The sequence below is a fragment of the Bradyrhizobium sp. SZCCHNS1022 genome (assembly GCF_032484835.1).
Taxonomy (GTDB): Bacteria; Pseudomonadota; Alphaproteobacteria; order Rhizobiales; family Xanthobacteraceae; genus Bradyrhizobium.
On the sequence record NZ_JAUETT010000006.1, the window covers coordinates 92,095 to 114,201 of the forward strand.

Annotated in this window: 18 protein-coding genes; 7 read left to right on the forward strand and 11 right to left on the reverse strand. The window is 61.5% G+C overall.

What is annotated here, in order from left to right; all coding sequences use genetic code 11:
* Positions 1 to 290: 290 nt before the first annotated feature.
* The 5 genes from QX071_RS28500 to QX071_RS28520 form a co-directional block, all read right to left on the reverse strand.
* Positions 291 to 506 (reverse strand): hypothetical protein, encoded by a 216-nt coding sequence (locus QX071_RS28500; RefSeq protein ID WP_315705857.1) that lies wholly within the window; start codon positions 504 to 506, stop codon positions 291 to 293.
* Positions 507 to 554: 48 nt separating this feature from the next.
* On the reverse strand, positions 555 to 848 hold the full coding sequence (locus QX071_RS28505) for a LysR family transcriptional regulator (protein ID WP_315727938.1): 294 nt from the start codon (positions 846 to 848) through the stop codon (positions 555 to 557).
* A gap of 796 nt (positions 849 to 1,644) precedes the next feature.
* Positions 1,645 to 3,144, reverse strand: coding sequence for an efflux transporter outer membrane subunit (locus tag QX071_RS28510; protein ID WP_315705855.1), 1,500 nt, complete (start codon positions 3,142 to 3,144; stop codon positions 1,645 to 1,647).
* A gap of 74 nt (positions 3,145 to 3,218) precedes the next feature.
* The gene (locus QX071_RS28515) at positions 3,219 to 6,380 is read right to left on the reverse strand and encodes an efflux RND transporter permease subunit (RefSeq protein ID WP_315705854.1); all 3,162 of its coding nucleotides are present in this window, start codon (positions 6,378 to 6,380) and stop codon (positions 3,219 to 3,221) included.
* A gap of 3 nt (positions 6,381 to 6,383) precedes the next feature.
* Entirely contained in the window at positions 6,384 to 7,592 is a 1,209-nt protein-coding gene (locus QX071_RS28520; protein WP_315705853.1) for an efflux RND transporter periplasmic adaptor subunit, read from the reverse strand.
* Positions 7,593 to 7,923: 331 nt separating this feature from the next.
* Here QX071_RS28520 and QX071_RS28525 point away from each other — a divergent pair, with 331 nt between their 5' ends.
* From QX071_RS28525 to QX071_RS28555, 7 genes are all read left to right on the forward strand, one after another.
* Positions 7,924 to 8,610 (forward strand): response regulator, encoded by a 687-nt coding sequence (locus QX071_RS28525; RefSeq protein WP_315705852.1) that lies wholly within the window; start codon positions 7,924 to 7,926, stop codon positions 8,608 to 8,610.
* Positions 8,607 to 9,680: an ATP-binding protein gene (locus tag QX071_RS28530; protein ID WP_315705851.1), complete on the forward strand. Its 1,074-nt coding sequence runs from the start codon at positions 8,607 to 8,609 to the stop codon at positions 9,678 to 9,680. The genes QX071_RS28525 and QX071_RS28530 overlap by 4 nt, the downstream gene beginning before the upstream one ends.
* Positions 9,681 to 10,595: 915 nt before the next feature.
* The gene (locus tag QX071_RS28535; RefSeq protein WP_315705850.1) at positions 10,596 to 12,251 is read left to right on the forward strand and encodes a glycosyltransferase family 39 protein; all 1,656 of its coding nucleotides are present in this window, start codon (positions 10,596 to 10,598) and stop codon (positions 12,249 to 12,251) included.
* 162 nt (positions 12,252 to 12,413) lie between these two features.
* Positions 12,414 to 12,746 carry a hypothetical protein gene (locus tag QX071_RS28540; RefSeq protein ID WP_315705849.1) on the forward strand — a complete coding sequence of 111 codons (333 nt, stop codon included), beginning with the start codon at positions 12,414 to 12,416 and terminating at the stop codon, positions 12,744 to 12,746.
* A gap of 506 nt (positions 12,747 to 13,252) precedes the next feature.
* Positions 13,253 to 13,930 carry a response regulator transcription factor gene (locus QX071_RS28545; protein WP_315705848.1) on the forward strand — a complete coding sequence of 226 codons (678 nt, stop codon included), beginning with the start codon at positions 13,253 to 13,255 and terminating at the stop codon, positions 13,928 to 13,930.
* Positions 13,931 to 13,938: 8 nt separating this feature from the next.
* Positions 13,939 to 15,375 (forward strand): HAMP domain-containing sensor histidine kinase, encoded by a 1,437-nt coding sequence (locus QX071_RS28550; RefSeq protein ID WP_315705847.1) that lies wholly within the window; start codon positions 13,939 to 13,941, stop codon positions 15,373 to 15,375.
* Between the two features lie 58 nt (positions 15,376 to 15,433).
* Complete coding sequence (locus QX071_RS28555; RefSeq protein ID WP_315705846.1) at positions 15,434 to 15,916, forward strand: hypothetical protein; 483 nt, start codon at positions 15,434 to 15,436, stop codon at positions 15,914 to 15,916.
* Between the two features lie 184 nt (positions 15,917 to 16,100).
* On the opposite strand, the gene QX071_RS28560 is transcribed toward QX071_RS28555, so the two are convergent.
* The 6 genes from QX071_RS28560 to QX071_RS28585 form a co-directional block, all read right to left on the reverse strand.
* Positions 16,101 to 17,195, reverse strand: coding sequence for a sn-glycerol-3-phosphate ABC transporter ATP-binding protein UgpC (locus tag QX071_RS28560; protein ID WP_315705845.1), 1,095 nt, complete (start codon positions 17,193 to 17,195; stop codon positions 16,101 to 16,103).
* A 66-nt stretch (positions 17,196 to 17,261) separates the two neighbouring features.
* Positions 17,262 to 18,719 carry an extracellular solute-binding protein gene (locus QX071_RS28565; protein ID WP_409977603.1) on the reverse strand — a complete coding sequence of 486 codons (1,458 nt, stop codon included), beginning with the start codon at positions 18,717 to 18,719 and terminating at the stop codon, positions 17,262 to 17,264.
* Between the two features lie 37 nt (positions 18,720 to 18,756).
* On the reverse strand, positions 18,757 to 19,794 hold the full coding sequence (locus QX071_RS28570; RefSeq protein WP_315705844.1) for a carbohydrate ABC transporter permease: 1,038 nt from the start codon (positions 19,792 to 19,794) through the stop codon (positions 18,757 to 18,759).
* Positions 19,791 to 20,666 carry a sugar ABC transporter permease gene (locus QX071_RS28575; RefSeq protein ID WP_315705843.1) on the reverse strand — a complete coding sequence of 292 codons (876 nt, stop codon included), beginning with the start codon at positions 20,664 to 20,666 and terminating at the stop codon, positions 19,791 to 19,793. Before QX071_RS28575 ends, QX071_RS28570 begins: the two co-directional genes overlap by 4 nt.
* Positions 20,663 to 21,595, reverse strand: coding sequence for a ribokinase (locus QX071_RS28580; RefSeq protein WP_315705953.1), 933 nt, complete (start codon positions 21,593 to 21,595; stop codon positions 20,663 to 20,665). The genes QX071_RS28575 and QX071_RS28580 overlap by 4 nt, the downstream gene beginning before the upstream one ends.
* A gap of 2 nt (positions 21,596 to 21,597) precedes the next feature.
* Positions 21,598 to 22,056 (reverse strand): RbsD/FucU family protein, encoded by a 459-nt coding sequence (locus tag QX071_RS28585; protein ID WP_315705842.1) that lies wholly within the window; start codon positions 22,054 to 22,056, stop codon positions 21,598 to 21,600.
* Positions 22,057 to 22,107 lie beyond the last annotated feature (51 nt).

Genomic DNA, 22,107 nt, shown 5'->3' on the forward strand with positions numbered 1-22,107 from the left:
CGGAGATGAGGAGGAAACGCCAATCCGGGGTGGCACCGCCTTCTTGGGCGCACGTGTCGCCTTCTTCCGCGGAGCGGTTTTTTTTGGTGCCGTGGAGTGCTTTGGTGAAGCGGTCTTTCGCTGCGCTGAGCTGCGAGGGGTACGAAGAACAGAGGACAACGAGATCTCGTGCGTGATGGGCAAACGCCAGGGAGCCCCAGCGAATCTGCCTGAGCTTTAGCGGATTCGGTCGTTAAAGGGGACCGAACTTCGGCAGCCTGATCACCGGGCAGACCTCGAGCTCGAAGGTGTCACCGATCAGCATCAGCCGCACCACCGGCATTCCCCGGAAAGCGGTGCGCAAAGCAGATCGAACGAAAGCAACGATGAAGATCGCAGCGATTGGGCAGCAACTCCATATCCTGGCCGTCGATGTTGGCCCCGAAAATGTGAATATCGGCCCGGTTCTCCACCAGCGCGCGCACGATCGCGGGGCTGAGATCCTCCTCGAGGTCGATGCGGACCAACGGGGGCCGCTCAAGGAAGAGGCTGAGCTCGTCCGCGGGCTTCGAGGATCACAGACTTGTTGGCAGATCCGGATCAACCCACGCTTGCCCTGCCGATATCCCGTCAATTCGGTCTCGAGCCTTACTCAGGTTTCCCAGGATGACGCGGGCGTGCTCAAGCAAGGCAAAGCCGGCAGGTGTCGGCGCGATCTCTTTCGAATGGCGACGCAACAATTCAACCTTAAATAGGTGCTCGATATCCGAGATGCGGCGGCTCACTGCGGACGCGGCGATATTCTTCTTTTCCGCCGCTTTCGCGATACTCTGCTCCTCGACGATCGCCACGAACAATTGCAGCGTCAAAAGATCGATTTTGGCCGTCTTCGATCGTATCCTTACGACTGTTCACTATAGCGCTTTTTCAATCGCAGCGAGCTTCCCGTGCCCCTGCCGGATTCCATTATCCTATTCCGATCCGGAATAATCGTGCCGCCGATCTTAAGAGCCGAAGCTCGCCAGAGATCTGCAGCTCCGATGAGAACCGCCTCTTTATGAGATGGATCCAGATCTTGACCGGTTCAATATTGGCGCGCAGCGCTGTCGAGTGCCGCTTTCAGCTGTACCATACTGTCACAGACCCCTGCGACATGCGCTGATGGACTTTGGCGTGCTCGCTCGCGTCGGGCGCGACCCTAATGAGTTGTCTTTGCACAGGCCGCGTTAACAGGGCAAGGCACATCAAAACGAACAATATCGTGAAGACCAGCGACAGAGCATCGTTGAGTGTGAGCGGGGACCGCACATCCTCACGAAATAGGCCTTGATGATCAAGCCTCGATCGAAGCGCCACTGTTGCCTTATCTCCCAAAAGCCGTCTCCGAATTGTTCGATCAAGATTACCGGCAGATTACAACCGCAGCCGAACGGTGCTTATTCGCGCAACCTGGGGGCTCCTCGTCTCGAGCGGCCAGGCTGCCGCCCCGCACACGGGCGGCTGACGCAACACGTCGCCCTGGCCCCTTATATTGCGGCAAGGATGACCGGTTCGGTTGCGCTGAGACATGAAACTCCGGTCCGAGATAAAATTGCGTGCTGCGCCAGACCGATCCGCAGGACGCACAGGTCAAAGCGGCATGACCGTTCGGCTTAGGTTTGGGAACTAGTCCGTTTCCAGCGCGTGCGGCCCCGTGTTGGTGTCGGCCACCTCTGGTTTTGCGACATCGATCTGGCCATCCCAGCCACCACCGAGCGCCTTATTGAGCGCAATATAGTTGGCGGCGATGAGGACCTGGCTTTGAAGGAGCGTGTCTTCGGCGCTGTAGAGCGAGCGCTCGGCAGTCAGCACATCGAGGAAACTCGAGGATCCCGCCCTGTAGAGGGATTGAGACAGGCTTGCCGCCTGCCGATAGGCCATTGCGGAAGCGGCGAGCATACGGCTCCGCGACCGCTCCTTACCAAGTGAGAGGAGCGCGTCTTCGACGTCCCTGAGGGCGACAAGGACCGACGACTGATAGGCGATGAAGGACTGGTCTCGCTGGGCTTGCGCGATCTCAACCGCTGCCCGCAGCTTGCCACCGTTGAAGACCGGCACGCTCAAGCTCGGACCGAACGACCAACTGATCGATGAATTCCTGCCGAGATCACCCAGTTGCGTCCCCGAGGTCCCAATGCTTCCGGTGAGATTGACACTGGGATAGCGCGCAGCCTCGGCCTGCCCGATCCTGGCGGTGGATTGCGCATACTGACGTTCGGCGAGACGCACATCCGGACGCGTGAGCAAGATATCGGCCGGAATGCCGGCCGTGATCGGCAATTTCGGCATTGGGATCGACGCCGGTTTGGCCAGACGGCCATCCAAGGCTGCCGGTGGCCGCCCGATCAATACCGACAACCGATGCACCGCTTCGGCGTAAGACATCTCCAGCGTCGGAATCGCTGCGCGCGTGGTTGCGGCCTGTCCTGTTGCATTTGCGACGTCGGCGGCAGAGCCGGAGCCGGCGGCCAGGCGATTGCGCGTAATTTGGGTCGTCACGTCCTGAGAAACTGCAGTACGACGGGCCAGCGTGATGCGCGCCTGATATCCGCGCAGTTGAACATAGTTGGAAGCAATGTCGCCGACGAGCGTCAGGAGGACGCTGCGAAGATTGTTTTCGGACGCTTCCGCGCCATAGGCCGCCGCCTCGACCGCCCGCCGGTTCGCGCCGAACAAATCGAGCTCCCAACTCGCATCGAAACCAGCCTGAAACTGCGTGTAGGGTCCGTCGAACCCAGGTCGGGATGGTGAAGGTGTGTTGCCCATTGGCTGCAAGCCCGACACCCCCTGTGACGAAAAGCCAGGGCCTTTGGAACGCATTGCCGACTCTGTGTTCCTGAGCGTCGGAAATAGCGCGCCGACGGCTTGCCGATAGCTGGCCCGCGCCTCGCGGATTCTCGCCCTAGCGGCGGCGACATCGAGATTGCCGCCAACCGCCTCCTCGACGAGTTGATCCAGCAGCGGATCGCGAAACCGGGTCCACCAATGCGCCAGGTCAGGCGGCCGGGATGGACTTGCGGCTTCTGCCCTGCTCCAATGCGATGGCAATGCGAGCAGCGGCGCCTGATAATCCGGACCGACCGCGCATCCGCCCAGCATCATTGCGCCCACGGCCAACAAGGACATCCCGCTAGACAGCGAGCAGATGCGCTTCGAAGAGGCGCCAGGCGCCTGTGCTGTCGCTCCTTGCGTTCTCATTGCTATCCCCAGCGCTGCGCATCTGTCGCGCTCGCCCTGGGGCCGTCCATCGATGCATCCGTCCGGGAACCGCCCTTGAAGACGCGCCGCACGGAGACGAACAGCAACGGTACAAAGAATATACCGAGCACGGTTGCGGCGATCATGCCGCCCATCACGCCGACACCGATCGAGTTCTGGGCGCCCGAGCCGGCGCCGCTCGCGACGGCCAAAGGCGCAACCCCGAGGATGAAGGCGAAGGAGGTCATCAGAATTGGACGCAAGCGTTGTTTGGCGGCGAGCAATGTAGCGTCGATCAATTCCAGTCCTGCGTCTTGGCGAGCGATCGCGAACTCGACGATCAGGATGGCATTCTTTGCGGCAAGGCCGATCGTCGTCAGCAGGCCGACCTTGAAGTAGACGTCGTTGCTCTGGCCGAGCAGAAGTGCCGCGACCAGCGCACCCAGGACGCCGACCGGAACGGAGAGCATGACGGCGAAGGGGATCGACCAGCTCTCGTAGAGCGCTGCAAGACACAAGAAGACGACCAGGATAGAGACCGAATAGAGCGATATCGCCTGGTTGCCGGACAGCTGCTCTTGCCGCGAGAGCGCGGTCCATTCATGGGCGACGCCTGCGGGCAACGCGGCGACGAGACGGTTGATCTCGGCCATCGCATCGCCGGAGCTGACGCCGGACGCCGCGTCGCCCTGGATCTCGACGGCCGGCGATCCGTTGTAGCGTTCCAGGCGTGGCGAACCGAAGGTCCAGCGGCCTGACGCAAAGGCAGAGAACGGCACCATCGTGCCGGAGGCATTGCGAACATGCCAGCGATCGAGGTCCTCGGGCTGCATCCTGAAACCCGGTGCCGACTGCAGGTAAACTCTCTTGACGCGACCGCGATCGATGAAATCGTTCACATAGCTGCTGCCCCAAGCCATCGAGAGCGTCGTGTTGATATCGGCAAGATTGACGCCGAGCGCGCTCGCTTTGTCCTGATCGATACCGACCGAAAACTGCGGCGTGTCGTCCTGGCCATTTGGACGGGTGCCGCGCAGGAGCCTGCTCCGCGCGGCAGCGCCGAGCAATCGATCGCGCATGGCCATGAGCTTGTCGTGGCCGGCGCCGGCGATGTCCTTGAGGTAGAAGTCGAACCCGTTGCTCGTGCCCAGCCCCTCGATCGCGGGCGGCGCCAAGGCAACAACCCGAGCGTCCCTGATACCGCCGAAAACCGCCATTGCCCTGCCCATCACAGCACCGGCAAAAAGATCAGGAGTCTTGCGTTCAGCGAAATCCCTCAACCGCACGAAAGCCATGCCGACATTCTGGCCCTGGCCCGAGAAGGCGAAACCCGTCACGGTCATGATGCCATCGACGGCCTTCGTCTCGCGATCGAGAAAATACCGGGTGACCTCATCGAGCACGCGCTCGGTCCGGTCAGCCGTGGCACCGACCGGCAATTGCGTCACCACCATGAGAAGGCCCTGGTCCTCCTCCGGGAGGAACGAACTGGGTAAGCGGACGAACATAAGGACCGCGCCGACGACGATCAAAGCGAACGCAATAAGCCCAGGCCATGGCCGCCGCAGGATCGCGCCCGTGCGGCCGTAGTAAGCATCCGCGCTTCGTTCGAGCGCTTGGTTGAACCAGCCGAATACCCTCCTCTTCCCATCGTGCGGTTTCGGCGGACGCAGAATGGTCGCGCACAGCGCCGGCGTCAGGATCAGCGCAACAAGCACCGACAGCACCATGGCCGACACAATGGTCACGGAGAACTGGCGGTAGATGACACCGACCGAGCCGCCGAAGAACGCCATCGGCACGAACACGGCCGACAGCACGGTGGTGATGCCGACCAGCGCGCCGGCGATTTCCGTCATGGACCTTGCGGTCGCATCGCGCGCCGACAAGCCCTCCTCGTGCATGACGCGTTCGACATTCTCGACCACCACGATGGCGTCATCGACCAGGAGGCCGATGGCGAGCACCATGGCAAACATGCTCAATGTGTTGATCGAATAACCGGCAAGCGCCAGGACGCCGAATGTCCCGAGGAGCACGACCGGCACCGCCAGCATCGGGATGAGCGTGGCGCGGACGTTCTGCAGGAATGCCAACATCACGAGGAAGACCAGCGCAATCGCCTCGACCAGGGTGCGGGTCACCTCCTCGATCGAGATCCGGACGAAAGGGGTGGTGTCATACGGGTAGACGACCTTCAAACCTTGCGGGAAGGTCGGCGCGAGCCGATCGATGAGGTCCTTGACCGCAACGGCTGTGCGGATGGCATTGGCGCCGGTTGCGAGATTGATGGCAAGCCCGGTCGCCGGCAGGCGGTTATAGGTCGATGAGCTCGTATAGTCTTCGGCGCCGAGTTCGACGGTTGCGACATCATTGAGACGAACGAGCGAACCATCGGCCGTGCTCTTGAGAATGATGTTGCGGAACTGCGCCGGCGTCTGCAGGCGGCTTTGGGCGGTCACGGTCGCATTGAGCTGCTGCCCCTTGCGGGCCGGCAAACCGCCAAGCTGGCCGGCCGACACTTGGGTGTTCTGGGCCTGGATCGCGGCCGCGACATCGGCCGGAATCAACGCATATTTGACGAGCTTGTCCGGATCGAGCCAGATCCGCATCGCATAGCCGCCGCCGAAAAGCTGCGTATTGCCGACGCCTTCGACGCGTTTGAGCGCGTCATTGAGCGAGCTTTTGACGTAGTCGGACAGATCGGTCTCGCTCATCCGGCCATCTGTCGAGACGAAGCCTATGACCATCAGAAAGCCGCTGGAGGACTTGGTGACGGTGAGACCTGTGGTCTGGACCATGGCCGGCAGCAAGGCGGTGACGAGTTGCAGCTTGTTCTGCACCTGCATCTGCGCGACGTCGGGATTGGCCCTGTTGGTGAAGGTGAGCGTGATCTCGGCCTGCCCGGTCGAGGTCGACGACGCCGTCATGTAGTCGAGGTTGTCGAGGCCGGTCATGCCCTGCTCGATGATCTTCGTCACCGAATTCTCGACCGTCTGCGCATCGGCGCCGGGATAGCTCGCGCTGATCTGGATCGATGGAGGTGCGATCTCCGGATATTGCGAAACCGATAGCGTGTTCAGCGCCAGGAGGCCGCCGAGCATGATCCCGATGGCGATCACCCAGGCGAAGATCGGCCTGTTGATGAAGAAGGCGGAGATCATCTGTCAGCCCTTGATGTCCTGATCGCGCGGTGAGCTCATCCCGCGCTCGCGTACCTCGCCCGTCGTCTCGTCGATCACGACTTCGGTGCCGGCGGCCTGTTGCCCAATGCGCACGAACTGGGTGCCCTCGACGATCACCCGGTCGCCGTCGCGGGCGCCGGCGCCAACCAGCCAGTTGTTGCCGACGCTGCGCGCGACCGACAGTACGCGCTCCTCGACCTTGCCGCTCTTGTCGATGAACATGGCCGTCGCCTCGCCCCTGGCATTTCGGGCAACGGCGCGCTGCGGCACGAGGAAGCTGTTCTGCGCCACGCCCTCCTCAACGCTCGCGCGGACATACATGCCCGGCAGTAGCAACCGCTGGGGGTTGGGAAAGACGGCCCTGGCGGTGAACGTGCCCGTCGTTGTGCTGACGTTGGCCTCCGAGAATTCGAGTCTGCCCGTCAACGGATAGAACGCTCCATTCTCGAGCTTCAATTTCACGGCGATATTGGTGCCGGTAACCTTGACCCGCCCGGTGTCGATCGCTTGACGTAGGTTGAGCAGGTTCGTGCTCGACTGGGTGGCGTCGACATAGATCGGGTCAAGCTTGCGAATTGTCGTGAGCACCGTCGCCTGACCGGCGGTGACCAACGCACCTGGCGTCAACGAAGACTTGTCGGTTCGCCCACTGATCGGCGCCTTGATGGTCGTGTAATCGAGATTGATCCTCGCGGTCTCGACGTTGGCCTTGGCAGTCGCCACCTCTGCCCTGGCCTGAGCCAGCGCGGCACCGGCATCATCGAGATCCTGCTTGCTGACGGCGTCGTGCTTGACCAGGCCCTGGTATCGTTCGACCTTGGCCTGCGCGCTCGGCAAGGCCGCTTCCGCCTTCTGCAACGCGGCCACAGCGCTGTCATGCGCCGCCTGATAGGGGGCCGGATCAATCTGGTAGAGCGGCGCGCCCGCGGCGACTTCGTCCCCTTCCGTGAACAGCCGCTTCTGGATGATGCCGGCGACCTGGGGACGAACCTCGGCCGTCAATGAAGCAACGATGCGACCGGGAAGTTCTGCGGTGATCGCGACAGCCTGCGGGTGCAGGGTGACGACGCCGACCTCTGGAGTCGTCATTCCAGCAGCAGGGACCGCATCGTTTGATACCGGCTTGCAGCCGGCCAGCGCAACGCTCGCCGCGACGGCAGCGATGTTTACGATCTTTGAACGATAACCCATGAGCTTCCACGTTCCGAGCGCACAGCGATCGGTCCCAGCCGTTGCCGAGACGCGATGCGGAGTGCACGCGCCACCTATCCGGCGTGCATTGGGCGATCGTGGAGATTTGATGGAGGTCTGATGGAGGCGACAGATCGTCGCGTCGCAAGCGCGCTCGTAGCAGGATATATGCCAAATCGAAAAATCGGGTTTGGATCAGCACTCACCTGATCGAGGGCGAAGTCGGTCGCAACGTTAGACGGTCAGGCAGGCGGTTCCTGAACCGGTGCGACGATAGGAGTTCTGTTGATCGGATGAAGAGTACGCTTGCAGATCAGCCGGGCTACCAGACATGAACGAACTTATTCTGGTTGCGGAAGATGAGCCGGAAATCGCCAAGATTCTGGACGCATATCTGGTGCGGGAAGGATTCCGGACCGTAGGTGCTACGGATGGCAAGGCTGCGCTCGATCAGCACGTCATCCTCAAGCCCGATCTGGTTCTTCTGGACCTCAAGATGCCGAAGGTCGACGGCTGGGAGGTGTTGACCGAGCTGCGGCGGCGCGGCGACACGCCTGTCATCGTGATCACCGCCCTCGATCAGGACATCGACCGTCTGCAGGGGCTGCGTCTAGGGGCCGATGACTATGTGGTTAAGCCCTTCAACCCTGCTGAGGTTGTGGCCCGCGCCAAGGCTGTCCTCCGAAGATCGAGGCCCTCAGGAAACAGTGCCGTCTTTCGGATTGGCAAGCTCGAAGTCGACCTGGAAAGCCATCTCGCGCGCGTGCGCGCCGACGATGCCACAGTGCCGTTGCAGCTGACCCTGACCGAATTCCGGCTTCTCGTTCATATGGCAAAATCGCCGACGCGGGCCTTTAGCCGCGGCGAACTCGTGGATGCCTGCCTTCCGGGCGGTGATGCGCTCGAAAGAACCGTGGACAGCCATGTCAGCAACCTTCGCCGCAAGCTTGATGAGGCCGGAGCAGCAGGAATGCTGGCGGTTGTCCGCGGGATCGGCTACCGGTTGGCAGCGATATGAGACGACATCGTCTCGGTCGGCAGATCACACTCTCGATGAGCGCCGTCGCGGTCATCGCGATCCTGATGGTCTTCGTCGGCTCGTTCCTCTTCTATGGAATTTATCTGACCTGGTTTCCGCAGCCGCCCGGCCCGCCTCCCCTTCTTCCGGAGGCACCGGATGTCATGTTGATCGCCGTCTTTCTGCTTCTCGGCCTTGCGATCGCCATTCACGTCGCGCTTCGGCTGGCCCACCGAATCCTCACCCCCCTCAATTCATTGGCCGAAAGCGCCCGTAAGATCGCCGATGGCGATCTTACGGCGCGCGCTTCCGCCGGCGACCGTTCCCTGGGCGAGACCACCCAGCTGGTGGACGATTTCAATGCCATGGCCCAAAGGCTACAAGACGTGGCAGACGCAATGCTGTCATGGAATGCCGCGGCAGCGCACGAGCTGCGGACACCACTGACCATCCTACGCGGCACGTTGCAGGGACTGACCGAAGGCGTGTTCGAACCCAGCGACGAATTGCTCCGCAACCTGTTGTCCCAGGTCGAAGGCCTGTCACGGCTGGTCGATGATCTGCGGATCGTAACGCTTTCGGATAGCCACAGGCTGGAAATGCACTTCGAACGGACGGATTTGACCGCGGAAGTTGCGCAGGCGGTCGATGCAATGCGCCCTGCTCTCGCCGAAACAGGCTTCTCGATCGAAATGATTGCTCCCCCCCTGACGCTGTGTTGTGACGGCACCAGACTTCGCCAAGCGCTGCTCGCCCTTCTGGAAAACGCGCGCCGCTACGCTGACCCGGGGCTGCTCAAAATCTCGCTGTGCACCGAAGAAGCTGTTGTCACCCTGGCCGTCGAGGATCAGGGACCAGGCTTGAGCCTGGCATTCGCAGGGCGCGCCTTCGATCCATTTGCACGGGCGGAGCATTCTCGGTCACGACGATTCGGTGGTTCCGGGCTTGGTCTCTCAGTCGTCCGCGCGATCGCCGAAGCTCACCACGGGCGAGCCCAGTACAGACCATCCGTTGTCGGCGGTTCGATTTTCGAGATCATTCTTCCTTTCGATACCGCGTCGCAGATTTAGCACCGATATCGCAGTCGTTGGCGCTGGTGACGGGGCCACGAGGCGCGACACGATGCTACGCGGTTGGCGCCGCGATCCGGGCCGACGACGTGGCAACCGCTGCGACTACACGACGCCACTCAAGATTCGGATCATCGAGGTCAGCGAATCGCATGGACACATCCCCGGCCGCAGGCCGTCCGGGTGTCACGGGGGCTGGAGACGCGTCCCGGACGGCCTGCTCATCGGGCGTTGCACCACGTGGGATTGCAGTGCCGCCTGACATCGAACCTCGTGTTCCAGCACCTAGGAACGCCAGCTATTGCTGAAAGTGAATGCTCTTGATTTTTCGTTCGATTTGCCGTCGGCGGTGCGCACCACAAACTCAGCGGGACCAAACGGGCTCGCAGGCACGGTCCCCTATAATGCCCGCTCAATGAGCGCAAACTTTCTCATTCGCACCTCCAGTCCGTTTCCTAAACCGAACTCGCCTACCTGCATTACCGAAACATTACGGCCGCCGCGTTATCGGCCTGCTCCTCTTAGTGTGATGGATTTCGATTCATGCACTCCACGAAGCACCTCTGATACACAATTGCGCTCCTCTCACCCTACATTGAGTTGCAACGCCAAACGTCGGCGTAGGGCATCAAAATCGCTCACGGCCATCATAATCGCACAACGAAGAGCGCGGCGTAATTCTTTGGTAAGCGACTGAGCAAAGCTCTTGTCACCGAATGCCTGACGGAACGCCTGTGAAAGGCGCATAGCGAAGCCGACGCACGATCGCGGTCCGCGAGGATCAAATGCGACCGCTTCACCATCGCGCCCAGCGAGCCTCAGGACCAGCCAGCCCATTCGGAATGTCTCGGCGCCGATCCAATTCCGGCGCTCCAGCATCTCCGTCCTGCCCCTCTTGCGTCCTCAGCGGATCATATGCCGGTAGACTTTGCGTTTTCCGTAATGGCCAGACAATCGGATCGTTGCCCCGCGCCATGGCGACGTCCCTTCATACGATGGATCGAGGGAGTCGAAGCAGGTTGGGCGGTGCCCCTCCTGCTCCTTTGCTTTGTCGTTGTCTGGACGCTCGCCTTGTCGATTGCCTATGTCGGCTCCGGCCTACATCCCGACGTACTTGAGACATGGACGCTAGGCCGGCACTTCTCATGGGGCTCTGTCAAACATCCGCCATTGATGGGCTGGGTCACAGGCGCGTGGAGCTCGATATTTCCTTCGACCAACTGGTCGCTGCAATTGATGGCAATGTCGAACGCCGCTCTTGCGCTCTGGCTCGTCGATCTCATTTCGAGACAATTCGTGACCGGTCACAAGCGACTGATCGTGTTGCTCTTGCTGATGTTGACTCCCGCCTATCAGTTCCACGCCCAACGCTTCAATGCCAATGCTGTCCTGCTGGTGCCGTGGCCACTAGCAACCTACTGCTTTCTGCGCGCTTTTGAAACGAGGACTGCGCTCTGGGCCATCGCTGCAGGAGTGACCGCCGCCCTGGCGATGTTGGGGAAATACTACTCCATCTTTTTGGTAGCCAGTTTTGTTCTGGCCGCCATTGCCCACCCCTCGCGGCGCGCATATTTTACGACGGCCGCGCCGTGGATCTCCGTGGCGACGGGACTGATCGCGCTCTCACCGCATATCTTCTGGCTCATAAAGAAGGGAGCTCCACCATTCTCCTATGCGCTGGCGCACGCTCACACCGATCTAGCGACATCGCTTCGAGAGGTCGCCTCTTTCCTGGCCGGCCTTGCGGCGGCGATAAGCGTCCCTGCGATAACCTGGGCAATGATTGCTGGTTATCGCCTCAGGCGCCTTGGTCACGATTTTGCGGCACTGAACGCCGGTCTTCGACTGCTTCTCTACATCGCCCTTGGTTCGATTGCTCTGCCAATCGTCACGGCGGTCGTGGTCGGCACCGACCTGCCCTCCCTGTGGGCCCTGCAAGGGCTATTTCTGTTCGTCGTTGTCGCAGTGTGCAGCACGCGCTATCGCATCGAGCGGTTCTATACTGTAAACACAACGGTCCTTGTGGCCTGCATCGCTGCCGTAGCCGTGGTGATCGCAGCTCCGATCCATGCGCTTTACCGCAACAGCTACGGCTATCAGGAGGGGCGTACCTTCTACCCCGAGGCGGCGAACGAACTTACCCGGCTCTGGCGCGAGCTGACCGGAGTCCCGCTTGCAGTCGTCGACGGAAATGAAAGCCTTGGTTTTGCTGTCGCCTTTTATAGTCCTGATCATCCGCAGTATGCACGGGCTTTCGCCTATCCGTACGGATGGAAATTGCCAAACAAGGTGGCTATGGAACGCGGCTGGGCTGCCCTCTGCTTCCAGGACCAGATCGATTGTCTCGCTTGGATGCACCGGACGGCGCTCCAGGCGGAGAACGTCGCGTTCGTCAGGCGCGTGTTCACCGTCCAATCTGATCTGCTCGGCTTGCCTGGGCTGAAGCGAAATATCGTTGCCTTGATGGCGGTGCGACGTCCTTGCGCGCCCGAGGCTCTCCGAGCCCAAAATGGGATGCCAACCGACGAGACCCCCGCGTCTTCCGATGAGACGCAGCCGATTCTGCCCTAGCCGCAGCAACGCGGGCACGCTTTGCCGGACACGCTCCGGTCGCCCGACAACATCTCGCGTCCAAAGCTTGATGATCTCGGGAGATCGCAGGCGTAATTCTCCGGCAATGTTCGGTAGGCAAATGGCAGGGCATCGCATCGACGAATCCGGAAGGAGCATCCCATGAATAAGCCAGTTGTGATCGCGGCGGCGGCGCTGATCGCTGTTGCATCGTTTTCGCCGTCGGGGGCGCAAGCCGGTGACGGCGGCGCCATTGCGGCCGGCGTGATCGGCGGACTGGCCGTTGGCGCCTTGGCCGGATCTGCCATTGCGAACTCCCATCGCGCGCCAGTCTATGTCTATGAGGATCAACACGCCTATGTTCCGTCGTATCGGCGACGTGTTCACGTTCACCGATACTATGAGGTGCCGGCCTATTCTGGGTACGACTACCCGGATTACGACTATTCCTCAGGCTATCGTGACGGCTACTATGACGCCTCATCTGATTGGTGAACCCTGAGGCGGACTCTGGCAGGTGAACGCTGAGGGCGTGGTCTTCAACGGAAGACGACGCCCTCTTCGCTTGCGCGCCTGATTCCCGGCGTCCGCTCGGCGCGCGGCGCGCGTGCTGCGGTTCCAATCCTGGACGAAGTATCCGCCCCCACCCCAGTCGGCAGTACGTCACTACGCGGCGCGAACCGGTTCTCGTTCTTTCGCCTTGCGTGACCGTGGGTGATCTTAGAGGGAACCAAAACTAACAGCCCCATCCACCACCTCAACGAGACATGACATCGTTCTACAACACCAGGCAGGTGTCGCCGCCGCCCGAGTTGGCGAGATAGCAGGGACGCCCTTGGGTCCCGGCCCAAAGTGCTCGCGACCTGACGCAAAGACACAAAAAAACACGCATAATCAATTGTTTATCAAACAGCCCAATTCGAGCTGGGCTCGTAATCCTATTGCAATCTAACGGTAATGATTGGAGAGAGTTATGACCTAGAGAACCCTAGGAGAGAATGGTGCGAGTTCTGGTCGTGGAGGATGATCCCCAATTGGGGCCTTGGCTGCGGGATGCGCTCGCGACCGCCTTTGGCTCCTCCGATATGGTGACGACGCTCGACGAGGGCAGAGCCGCGGTCGCAGTCCGCAATTTCGAGCTCGTCGTGATCGATAGAGGACTTCCGGATGGCGACGGACTGGCGTTGCTACCTGACCTAAGGTTGCAGAAGCCGAGCCCCGCAACGATCGTTCTGACCTCGCTCGACGATCCCCTCGATATTGCTCGTGCGCTGAACGACGGGGCCGATGACTATGTACCCAAGCCGTTCGAACCGGTTGAACTGTTGGCAAGGGCAAAGGCCGTGCTGCGACGTCTCTTCCTTGACAAGGGTGCCGTGGTGAGCATCGGAAATCTGAGCTACGACATCGTCAACCGCGTGGTCTGCATCGACCAGACTCCCATCGTTGTTCCGCGACGTGAATTGGCGATCCTGGAGGCCATGGTTCGACGGACCGGTCGCGTCGTGTTGCGCGAAACGCTCGAGCTCGCGGCCTATGGTTTTGAGGACGAAATCCAGTCGAACGCGATCGAGTCGCATGTCTCTCGACTGCGCCGTCGCCTTCGCGAGGCAAATTGCAAGGTTGTAATTCGACCGGTCCGCGGCCTCGGATATCTGTTGGCTGAACAACAATTCTGAAGTGTGAAATGCTTAGACGCCTTCGTCGCTCGATCACGGTCTTGTCCGCGACTCTTATCGGAGTCGTGACCACCATCATGCTGTTGTGCGCAGCCGCTCTGCTTCTTCGACTTGGCGGCGATGACGACGGCACGTGGGGGGCCGCCGACGTGGCCGACGCTCTGAAAGAGGCTGTCGCGCGCAACGAGCAGGGACAGCTCGAGGTCAAACAGACCAAGCGACTCGACAAGATCGTTCGCGACTTCCCAACGTTCTGGTACGTTGTGTCTGACAAGAGTGGGGAGGTCAGTTTTGGCGCAATTCCAAAGTGGCGCCCACAGAAACCACTTATGCCACAGCCGGGAACAAGTTTCCTTGCTTACGCGGTTGACGGCCAGACCCGAAACATCAGGAAAATGGTGGCCGTTCGAGATACGCCCGCCGGCGAAGTCTGGATCGAGACAGGAGGCGTCGCCTACACTGCAACACAGCTCATGATCGGAACGCTCACCGATGCGACGTTTGTCGCGCTCCCGATCCTCATCGTCCTCGTCGCGACGGCGTTTACGGCCCTGGTCTTTGTACCAACGCTGATTGCACGTCCGGTCCGCGCAGTCGCAACTGCGGCCGAGATGATCGACGGTGTTCCTGACGGTCGCAGATTGCCGGAACAGGACGCTCCCGCGGAACTGCTACCGCTGATCGCGGCATTCAATCGGGCATTGTCGCGAATTGATCGCGCATCGAACGCGCAACGGGCGTTCTTGTCCAATGCGGCCCATGAGCTGCGAACTCCGCTCACCAACGCGCGCACGACGCTTGAGCAGGTCGACGATCCCGAGCTCCGTACCAGGCTCATTGCCGAAAACCAGAAACTCTCATCGATCGTCACGATGCTCCTTCAGCTGGCCCGCATTTCGATAGAGCCTGCCGAACGTACAGAGATCGACCTTGTGGCACTCGCGCGCAGAGTTGCGGCCGATCATGTGCCCATGGCCTTGAGAAGCGGGCGTGAGATCGCGTTCACCGACCCCGGTTGCGCCGTCTGGGTCCTCGGCTCGGAAGCGGCGATCTCTGTTGCGCTTTCGAACCTGATCCGAAACGCGGTGCTTCACGCAGCGACCAGCAGTCCCATTCATGTCAACGTCAGGGCCTCGGGACAACTGAGTGTGGTCGACACAGGACCTGGTATGAAGGCCAGCCAACCTGACCTTCTGCTTGAGCCGTTCCGGCGTGGAGACACCCGAGCTGAGGGGATGGGCCTAGGTCTCTCCATCGTTTCCCAGGTCATGGCCACGCATAATGGCACTGTCGCAATCTGCGAGACACCCGGTGGCGGCACCACGATTGAATTGAATTTTCCGATTACAGACCGCCGACCACCAACTTCGGCTCCAGCCAAACCGAGAATGATCGATCAGACGTCGACCGATGCGCAGACAAGCGACTCCGTATCGGCGGCATGAGGGCTTCGACTGATTGAAGTGTACGAGGGCGACAGGCAGGCGTATTGCATATCATGATATGCATATCGAGCGTCTCGCCCCGCTCGGAGTAGCACGTTCGCTATCCGATTTTCTCTTCTTCTATCTTGGCCCGCACCTGCACAGCCGGCTCGTCCTGAACTATCAAATCCACAGGGGCAGGTTTGGCTTGAGCCATGACGTCGGGCTGCTGCGCCTGCGCGAGGAGCTGAAGCGGCATGGGCTTACGCTGAACGATGTCGGATCGGAAGCCCTGCCGAGAGCTGCCGCGGAATACTACACCGAATGGCGTCGTCTGTGTTGCCGCCAACTCGTCGATTCGGTTCGTTCCCTCCTGAGCTTGGTCAGCTTCAACTCCGTTGTCGTTTCGAGCTATGCGCCACCGAAACTCGGAGAGACCCTGTGCTCCCAGCTTCATGAGGAGGTACCCGAGGTGGATTTCCTCTACGGCGCGAACTTTGTTGCGCCCAAGGCCGTAGGCGCAGCCAACCTGCCGTATCACTCCCGTTTCGTGGTGCAATAGGCAACGCGGCGTCGATTACGAAGATCTCAGTACTGATCTGCGAAAGCGACGCGCCTCTGCTCACTCTTGCTCGGCCGGCGACGAGCAATCGGGCAGCCGATCTTCACGAGGCACGCAAACCGCCTCCAGTGGCCCGCCCTCACGGCGTGTGCTTCGGCCGCAGCCTTCTGGCAGACCGCGTATCTCACACCGCAATCACCCTCCCGGTGGCCTTGTCGAACAGGTGCGCCTTTTCCAGATCGAGCGGCACGTCGAAGCGGTTGTCGGGTTCGGCCGCCACGCCGACCGGCATCTGCGCCGTGAAGGGGGAGTGGCCGACCGAACCGATGACCAGCGTGTGCGGGCCGAGTGGCTCGACATCTTTCACAATCATGCTGGCCACCGCGCCTGCCGCAGTGCCATGTCGGGCGATATGGTCGGGCCGCACGCCGAGTACCACCGGCTTTCCGACATGTCTGCCGTAGACCGCTTCTCTGCATTTCGGCAGAGCGAGCGCCACGCCTGACGCTTCGGCGAACACAAGTGCACCGTCGCGCGCGATCACCTCGCCTTCGATGAAGTTCATGCTGGGCGCGCCGATGAAACCGGCGACAAACAGGTTGCATGGCCGCTCATAAAGGGAGATCGGGTCGGCCGCCTGTTCGATGCGCCCCTTGTTCATCACCACGACGCGGTCGGCCATCGTCATGGCCTCGACCTGGTCGTGCGTGACGTAGACGACGGTCTTTGCGAGCCGGCGATGCAGCGCCTTGATCTCGGTGCGCATCTCGATCCTGAGCTTGGCGTCGAGGTTGGACAGCGGCTCGTCAAACAGGAACACGTCCGGGCTGCGCACGATCGCGCGGCCAATCGCCACGCGCTGGCGCTGGCCGCCGGAGAGCTGCTTGGGACGGCGATCGAGATAAGGATCGAGATCGAGCACACGTGCGACCTCCTTGACCGCCTTGTCGATCTGCGGCCGCGGCTCCCCGCGCACCTTCATGCCGTAACCAATGTTCTCGGCGACGCTCATGTGTGGATAGAGCGCATAATTCTGGAACACCATCGCGCAGTTGCGTAGTCCCGGCCGCAGATCCGTGACATCGCGCTGCCCGATCCGGATCGTGCCTGACGTCACCGTCTCCAGCCCTGCGATCATCCGCAAGGTCGTTGTCTTGCCGCAGCCGGAGGGCCCCACCAGCACCACAAACTCGTTGTCAGCGACGTGGAGGTCGAGCCCTTCGATGATCCGGTAGGACCCATAGGCTTTGGAGACGCTGTCGATCAGAACGTCGGCCATGATTCGCTTTCTGTCTCTCATGCGATCCCGGACGGTTCGCACCGTCCGGGACCTGTCATCCTCACATCACTTCTTCGGCGGCAGGCCCATCGCAGCGCGATAGCCAGCGAGTTGCTTCTCGCGGCCGAACTCGTCAGTCAGCCTGTTCCATTCCTTGGCCATCGCATCAAGCGCGGCCTGCGGCGTGGTCTGGCCGGCCAGCGCCTTGCCGAGCTCGATCTCCACTACCTCGGTGTAGGAGAAATAGCCGGGCAGACGCATGTCGAGCGCGACGTTCTTGCCGTTGATCGAATCCGCCTGGGCACCGAGATATTCCTTGGCCTCCTCGGGCGTGAAGATCTTGCTCCATAGCGCGATGTTCGCCGTATGCGACTTGCGGTACGGATTGACACCGGTGCCGCCGGTGATCGCGGCTTGCCCCGAAACCTCAGGGCTGGTCAGCGTCTTGACGAAGTCCCAGGCCGCCTGCTGGTTCTTGCCCGACTTCGGCACCGCGATCTGCCAGCCGCCGAACGCCATGAACGGAGCGGGCAGCACCTCGGGGAATTTATCCCACTTCTTGGTCTTGGCGTTCCAGATCTCATCGGAGCCAGGCAGCACCGCCGAGCCGACCTTGCCTGAGATCTTCGACTGCTTCGGATCGGCGGCGATGACGCCGGTGTCGCCCCAGCCGATCGATTCCGCGACCTGGCCGCCGGCCACCGCCGCGTTGACCTCGCCGAACGAGAAGTTCAGCGCGTTCGGCGGCCCGAGCTTGGAGGCGCGAATATATTCCTCCAGCCCCTTTACCCAACCGGGATTGTTGATCTGCGCATCCATCGTCTCCGGATCGAAGAACATCGCGCCGGGATAGTTCGGATTGTTGGTGTAGGCCGCAGCGTGGCTGAAGAAGAACCAGAACTGCTGGCCACCTCGGCGGAATGCTTCTGCCGTGCCCCACAGCCCTTTATCAGGCCGTTGGAAGTACTCGGCGATGTCGAGATATTGCTTCCAGGTCTTCGGCGGCGCAAGATCGTAGCCGTACTTGGTCTTGAAGCCTTCCTTCTCCTTGGGATCGTCGAACAGATCCTTGCGATAAGTATAGGTGTGGACGTCGCCGTCCATCGACTGCGAATAGATCTTGCCTTCCCACACCATCAGGCGCTCACGATAGGCCGGCTCGATGTCATCCCAATCCTTGCCGGACCGCATCTCCTTCGGCATCTCGGAAAGATACGGCACGAAGTCCGGCAGCCAGGCGGGAGCGAAGCTCACCATGTCGAAGGTGGCATCGCCCGACGTGAGCGACGTCGCGATCTTGGGATAGAGCTCCGACCAGGGAAATTCGACGACGTTGACTTTGCCGCAGGTCTTCTTGGCCCATTCATCGGCACCGAGCTTGAGCGCCGACGCAATGTAGGGACCGGTCTGCGTCGCGACGGTCAGCGTCACGCCCGTGTAATCGGGGCTGCAGGCCAGCGCCGGACCGAAGGTGCAGGCCGTGGCGAGCGATGTCGCCAGCATCAGGACAGTTCTTCTCAGCATGGTGTCTTCTCCCTCCTATAGGCTTCCTTTTTGGTCGTTACTTGATTGCGCCGAGCAGCATGCCCGACCGCATCATCCGGCTCAGCAGAGCTGCCATCACCATCATCGGAACGATGGCGACCAGCGCAGCCGCGGAAATCGCCCACCATTCGTCGCCGCGCTGGCTATTCTGCCCCGCGACCAGGATCGGCAGTGTCTGCCAGCGCGAATTCGTCAGAAACAGCGCGAACAGAAATTCATTCCAGACGAAGGCGAGCGTGATCATGAACGTCGCGATCAGCCCGTTCATCGACATTGGCACCACAATGCCGAGGAAGATGCGCCAGCTCGGCACGTTATCGACCATCGCCGCCTCTTCGACCTCGATCGGCAGTGCCTCGAAGAAGTCGCGCATCAGCCAGACGACGATCGGCAGCGAGAAAGCCACGTAGCACAGGGTCAGGCCGATGAAGCTGTCGATGAGCTGAAAGCCGAACCGGCCGATCTCGCTGTAGAGCAGATAGAGCGCGAACGCGACCACGATCGGCGGAAACATGCGCTGGCTGACGAACCAGAACAGGATGTCCTCATTGCCCAGGATCGGCCCCGGCAAAGGCAGCCGGTTGGCGATGATCGCCGATATGAGCGCCAGCGGAAACGCCAACAACAGTGCCTGCGGCCGCGTCAGCCCGAGATAGGTATTGAAGGCGAGATATCCGCCGAGCGCGAGACCGAAGAACACGAGTCCAGCGCCGAGCCGCACCTTGAATTCGAAGCGTACGAGCGCATAGGCCGCCATCGCGCCGATCGCCGTCGCAATCAGCGCCGCCGAGAAGCCGACCATGGTCGAATTCAGGAAGGTGCGAAAGAACTCGCCGCGGATGCCCTGATACAGATCGATGAAGGGCTGCAATGTCGGGGTGAAATCGACAAAGGGAATATAGGTTGGCCCGCCCACGACGCCGGGCGGCGTCTTGAACGCGGTGACAACAACCCAGTAGAGCGGAAACACCGTGATCAGGCACCAGGCGAAACAACCGAGCGCGATCAGGCGCCGCGACCATGGCGACAGTCCTCGGAGGCTGCTCGCGCTCATCGGCGTTTCTCCAGATGCGGCCGCAGCAGCGCCAGATAGGTTACGCCGATGATGGTGATCGCGATCAGGAACAAGAAGCTCAATGCCGAGGTGTAGCCGAGATTGAACTTCTTGAATCCCTCTTGATAGGCGAACAAGGTGAGAGTCTCGGTATCGACGCCCGGACCGCCACCCGTCATCACGAACACCGTGTCCATGATCTTGTAGCTCTCGATCAGGCGGATGAAGACGACCGCGGCCGATATCGGCAGCATCATTGGAAAGGTGATGCCCCAGAACTGCTGCCAGTTGCTGGCGTTCTCGAGCTCGGCCGCCTCGTAGACGTCCTCCGGCAAGGTCTGCAAGCCGGCGAGCAACATCAAGATCACAAATGGCGTCCACTGCCAGACCTCCACCGCGATGATGCAGCCAAGTGCCCAGCGACCATTGGTCAGGAACGGCAGGTTGACGAGGCCGAAATGGCTGAGCAGCTGGTTCAGCGGCCCCATCGTCGGATTGAACATCATCCTCGCAACCAGCGCGACTGCGACTGACGCCAGCAGCATCGGCAGCAAGAAGGCGACCCGGAACAGCCGTTCGCCGGGGATGCGCGCTTTCAGCGCCAATGCCACCGCAAATCCGATCACATATTGCAGGCCAACCGCCACGACGGCGATCAGCGTCGTGGTCAGGATCGCGTTCCAAAACCGCGGCTCCTGCAGAAGCTGCCCGTAGTTACCGAGCCAGACCACACGCGGCGGCATCGGTGGGATCAGTCGGTAGCTCAGGAAGCTCGTGGTCAGGGAAAAGATCAAAGGAAAGATCGAAATCGCGAGCACGACGAGCACCGCCGGCCAGATGAAGACGTGCTTGATCGGATCGTTGCGCATCATGGCGCGGGCTGCTCCTTCAGCAGCGCCTCGATCTCCGCACGGCGCGGCATGGACGGCGCAGTGCCTGGCCGCGTCACCGAGATGCCGGCGGTCGCCGCGCCGAAGCGCGCGGCGTCGAGCGGATCGGCACCGCCGGCGAGCGCTGCAGCAAAGCCGCCGACGAAAGCATCACCCGCGCCGGTGGTCTCGACGACCTTTCCAGCGGCGAATGACGGCACGTGAACCGATCGACCTTTGCCATGAAACAGCGCACCGCGCTCACCAAGCGTGATCAGTGCAGTACCGGCGCCCTTGGCGAGCAAGGCGTCGCCTGCACGGCGCGCGCCGGCGAGATCGGAAACCGCGATGCCCGTCAGCGCTTCGGCCTCGGTTTCGTTCGGCACGACATAATCGCAGAGTTCATAGAGCGCGTCGTCAAACGGGACGGCCGGTGCCGGATTGAACACGGTGATGCTGCCGGCGCCGCGCGCAGTCTCCAGCGCATGCCGCGCCGCCTCCACCGGCTGCTCGAGCTGCGTGACGAACACCCTGCTCGCCCGGATCGCATCCGCCGCCGCATCGACATCGGCGACGCAGATGCCGCCGGCCGCGCCCGGTGCGATGATGATGGCGTTTTCCCCACGAGTCTCGTGCACATAGATGAAAGCCGCGCCCGTCGGGGTCTCCACCTGCGTCACCTGCGGCACGATGCCCTCCGCCGCCCAGGTCTTGAGCGCGAGTTCAGCAAAAGTGTCTCGGCCGATCCTTGAAATGAAGCTGACGCTCGCACCCGCGCGCGCCGCCGCCACCGCCTGGTTCGAGCCCTTGCCGCCCGGTCCGACCGCGAAGCCCGAGCCGATGATCGTCTCGCCAATCGCCGGCAGCCGCGCTGCGCGGAATGCCAGATCGGCCACGAACACGCCGAGAATGGCCACGCCCTGCCTGCTCATGGTCATTGCGCGGCCTCCGGCGGAATGACACCCTTGGTGAACAGGAAGCAGCCGTAGAACCGGCGCTCACCAGTGGCGATCACGCAATAGGCGCGCTTCGCTTGCTCATAGAAGGCATGACGCTCGACGCCGACCAGGGGCCAGGATCTGGCCTCCGCGCGATCGACCACGGCCTGCACCTCCTGCTGCACAGGGGGCACTTCCGTTGGCGCACCGACGATCTCCATGCGGATCGCGGCATCGTCGACGAAGGTGTCGAGCGGCATCACCGAAAGCACAGCCTGGATAGCGCGCGCAGCACTGACATTGTCGATACGCAACAGCTCGCCAAACACAGTCTGCCGCGCGATCGAATCGGCCGGGAAGTTGGTGTCGCAGATGACCAGACGGTCGCCGTGGCCCATCGCGCGCAGCGCGTAGAGGACATCGGCGTTGAGCAGCGGATCGATGGTCTTCAGCATATTCCCTCCCTTCTGTTGTTTTGTCATTGCGGGGACCTCAGCGGTCCCGAT

Excerpts from the sequence above, each read along its gene's own strand:
- QX071_RS28510 (WP_315705855.1), bottom strand. The coding sequence starts at position 3,144 with ATGTCCTTGTTGGCCGTGGGCGCAATGATGCTGGGCGGATGCGCGGTC.
- QX071_RS28515 (WP_315705854.1), bottom strand. The coding sequence starts at position 6,380 with ATGATCTCCGCCTTCTTCATCAACAGGCCGATCTTCGCCTGGGTGATC.
- QX071_RS28520 (WP_315705853.1), bottom strand. The coding sequence starts at position 7,592 with ATGGGTTATCGTTCAAAGATCGTAAACATCGCTGCCGTCGCGGCGAGC.
- QX071_RS28525 (WP_315705852.1), top strand. The coding sequence starts at position 7,924 with ATGAACGAACTTATTCTGGTTGCGGAAGATGAGCCGGAAATCGCCAAG.
- QX071_RS28530 (WP_315705851.1), top strand. The coding sequence starts at position 8,607 with ATGAGACGACATCGTCTCGGTCGGCAGATCACACTCTCGATGAGCGCC.
- QX071_RS28535 (WP_315705850.1), top strand. The coding sequence starts at position 10,596 with ATGCCGGTAGACTTTGCGTTTTCCGTAATGGCCAGACAATCGGATCGT.
- QX071_RS28540 (WP_315705849.1), top strand. The coding sequence starts at position 12,414 with ATGAATAAGCCAGTTGTGATCGCGGCGGCGGCGCTGATCGCTGTTGCA.
- QX071_RS28550 (WP_315705847.1), top strand. The coding sequence starts at position 13,939 with ATGCTTAGACGCCTTCGTCGCTCGATCACGGTCTTGTCCGCGACTCTT.
- QX071_RS28555 (WP_315705846.1), top strand. The coding sequence starts at position 15,434 with ATGCATATCGAGCGTCTCGCCCCGCTCGGAGTAGCACGTTCGCTATCC.
- QX071_RS28560 (WP_315705845.1), bottom strand. The coding sequence starts at position 17,195 with ATGGCCGACGTTCTGATCGACAGCGTCTCCAAAGCCTATGGGTCCTAC.
- QX071_RS28565 (WP_409977603.1), bottom strand. The coding sequence starts at position 18,719 with ATGCTGAGAAGAACTGTCCTGATGCTGGCGACATCGCTCGCCACGGCC.
- QX071_RS28570 (WP_315705844.1), bottom strand. The coding sequence starts at position 19,794 with ATGAGCGCGAGCAGCCTCCGAGGACTGTCGCCATGGTCGCGGCGCCTG.
- QX071_RS28575 (WP_315705843.1), bottom strand. The coding sequence starts at position 20,666 with ATGATGCGCAACGATCCGATCAAGCACGTCTTCATCTGGCCGGCGGTG.
- QX071_RS28580 (WP_315705953.1), bottom strand. The coding sequence starts at position 21,595 with ATGAGCAGGCAGGGCGTGGCCATTCTCGGCGTGTTCGTGGCCGATCTG.
- QX071_RS28585 (WP_315705842.1), bottom strand. The coding sequence starts at position 22,056 with ATGCTGAAGACCATCGATCCGCTGCTCAACGCCGATGTCCTCTACGCG.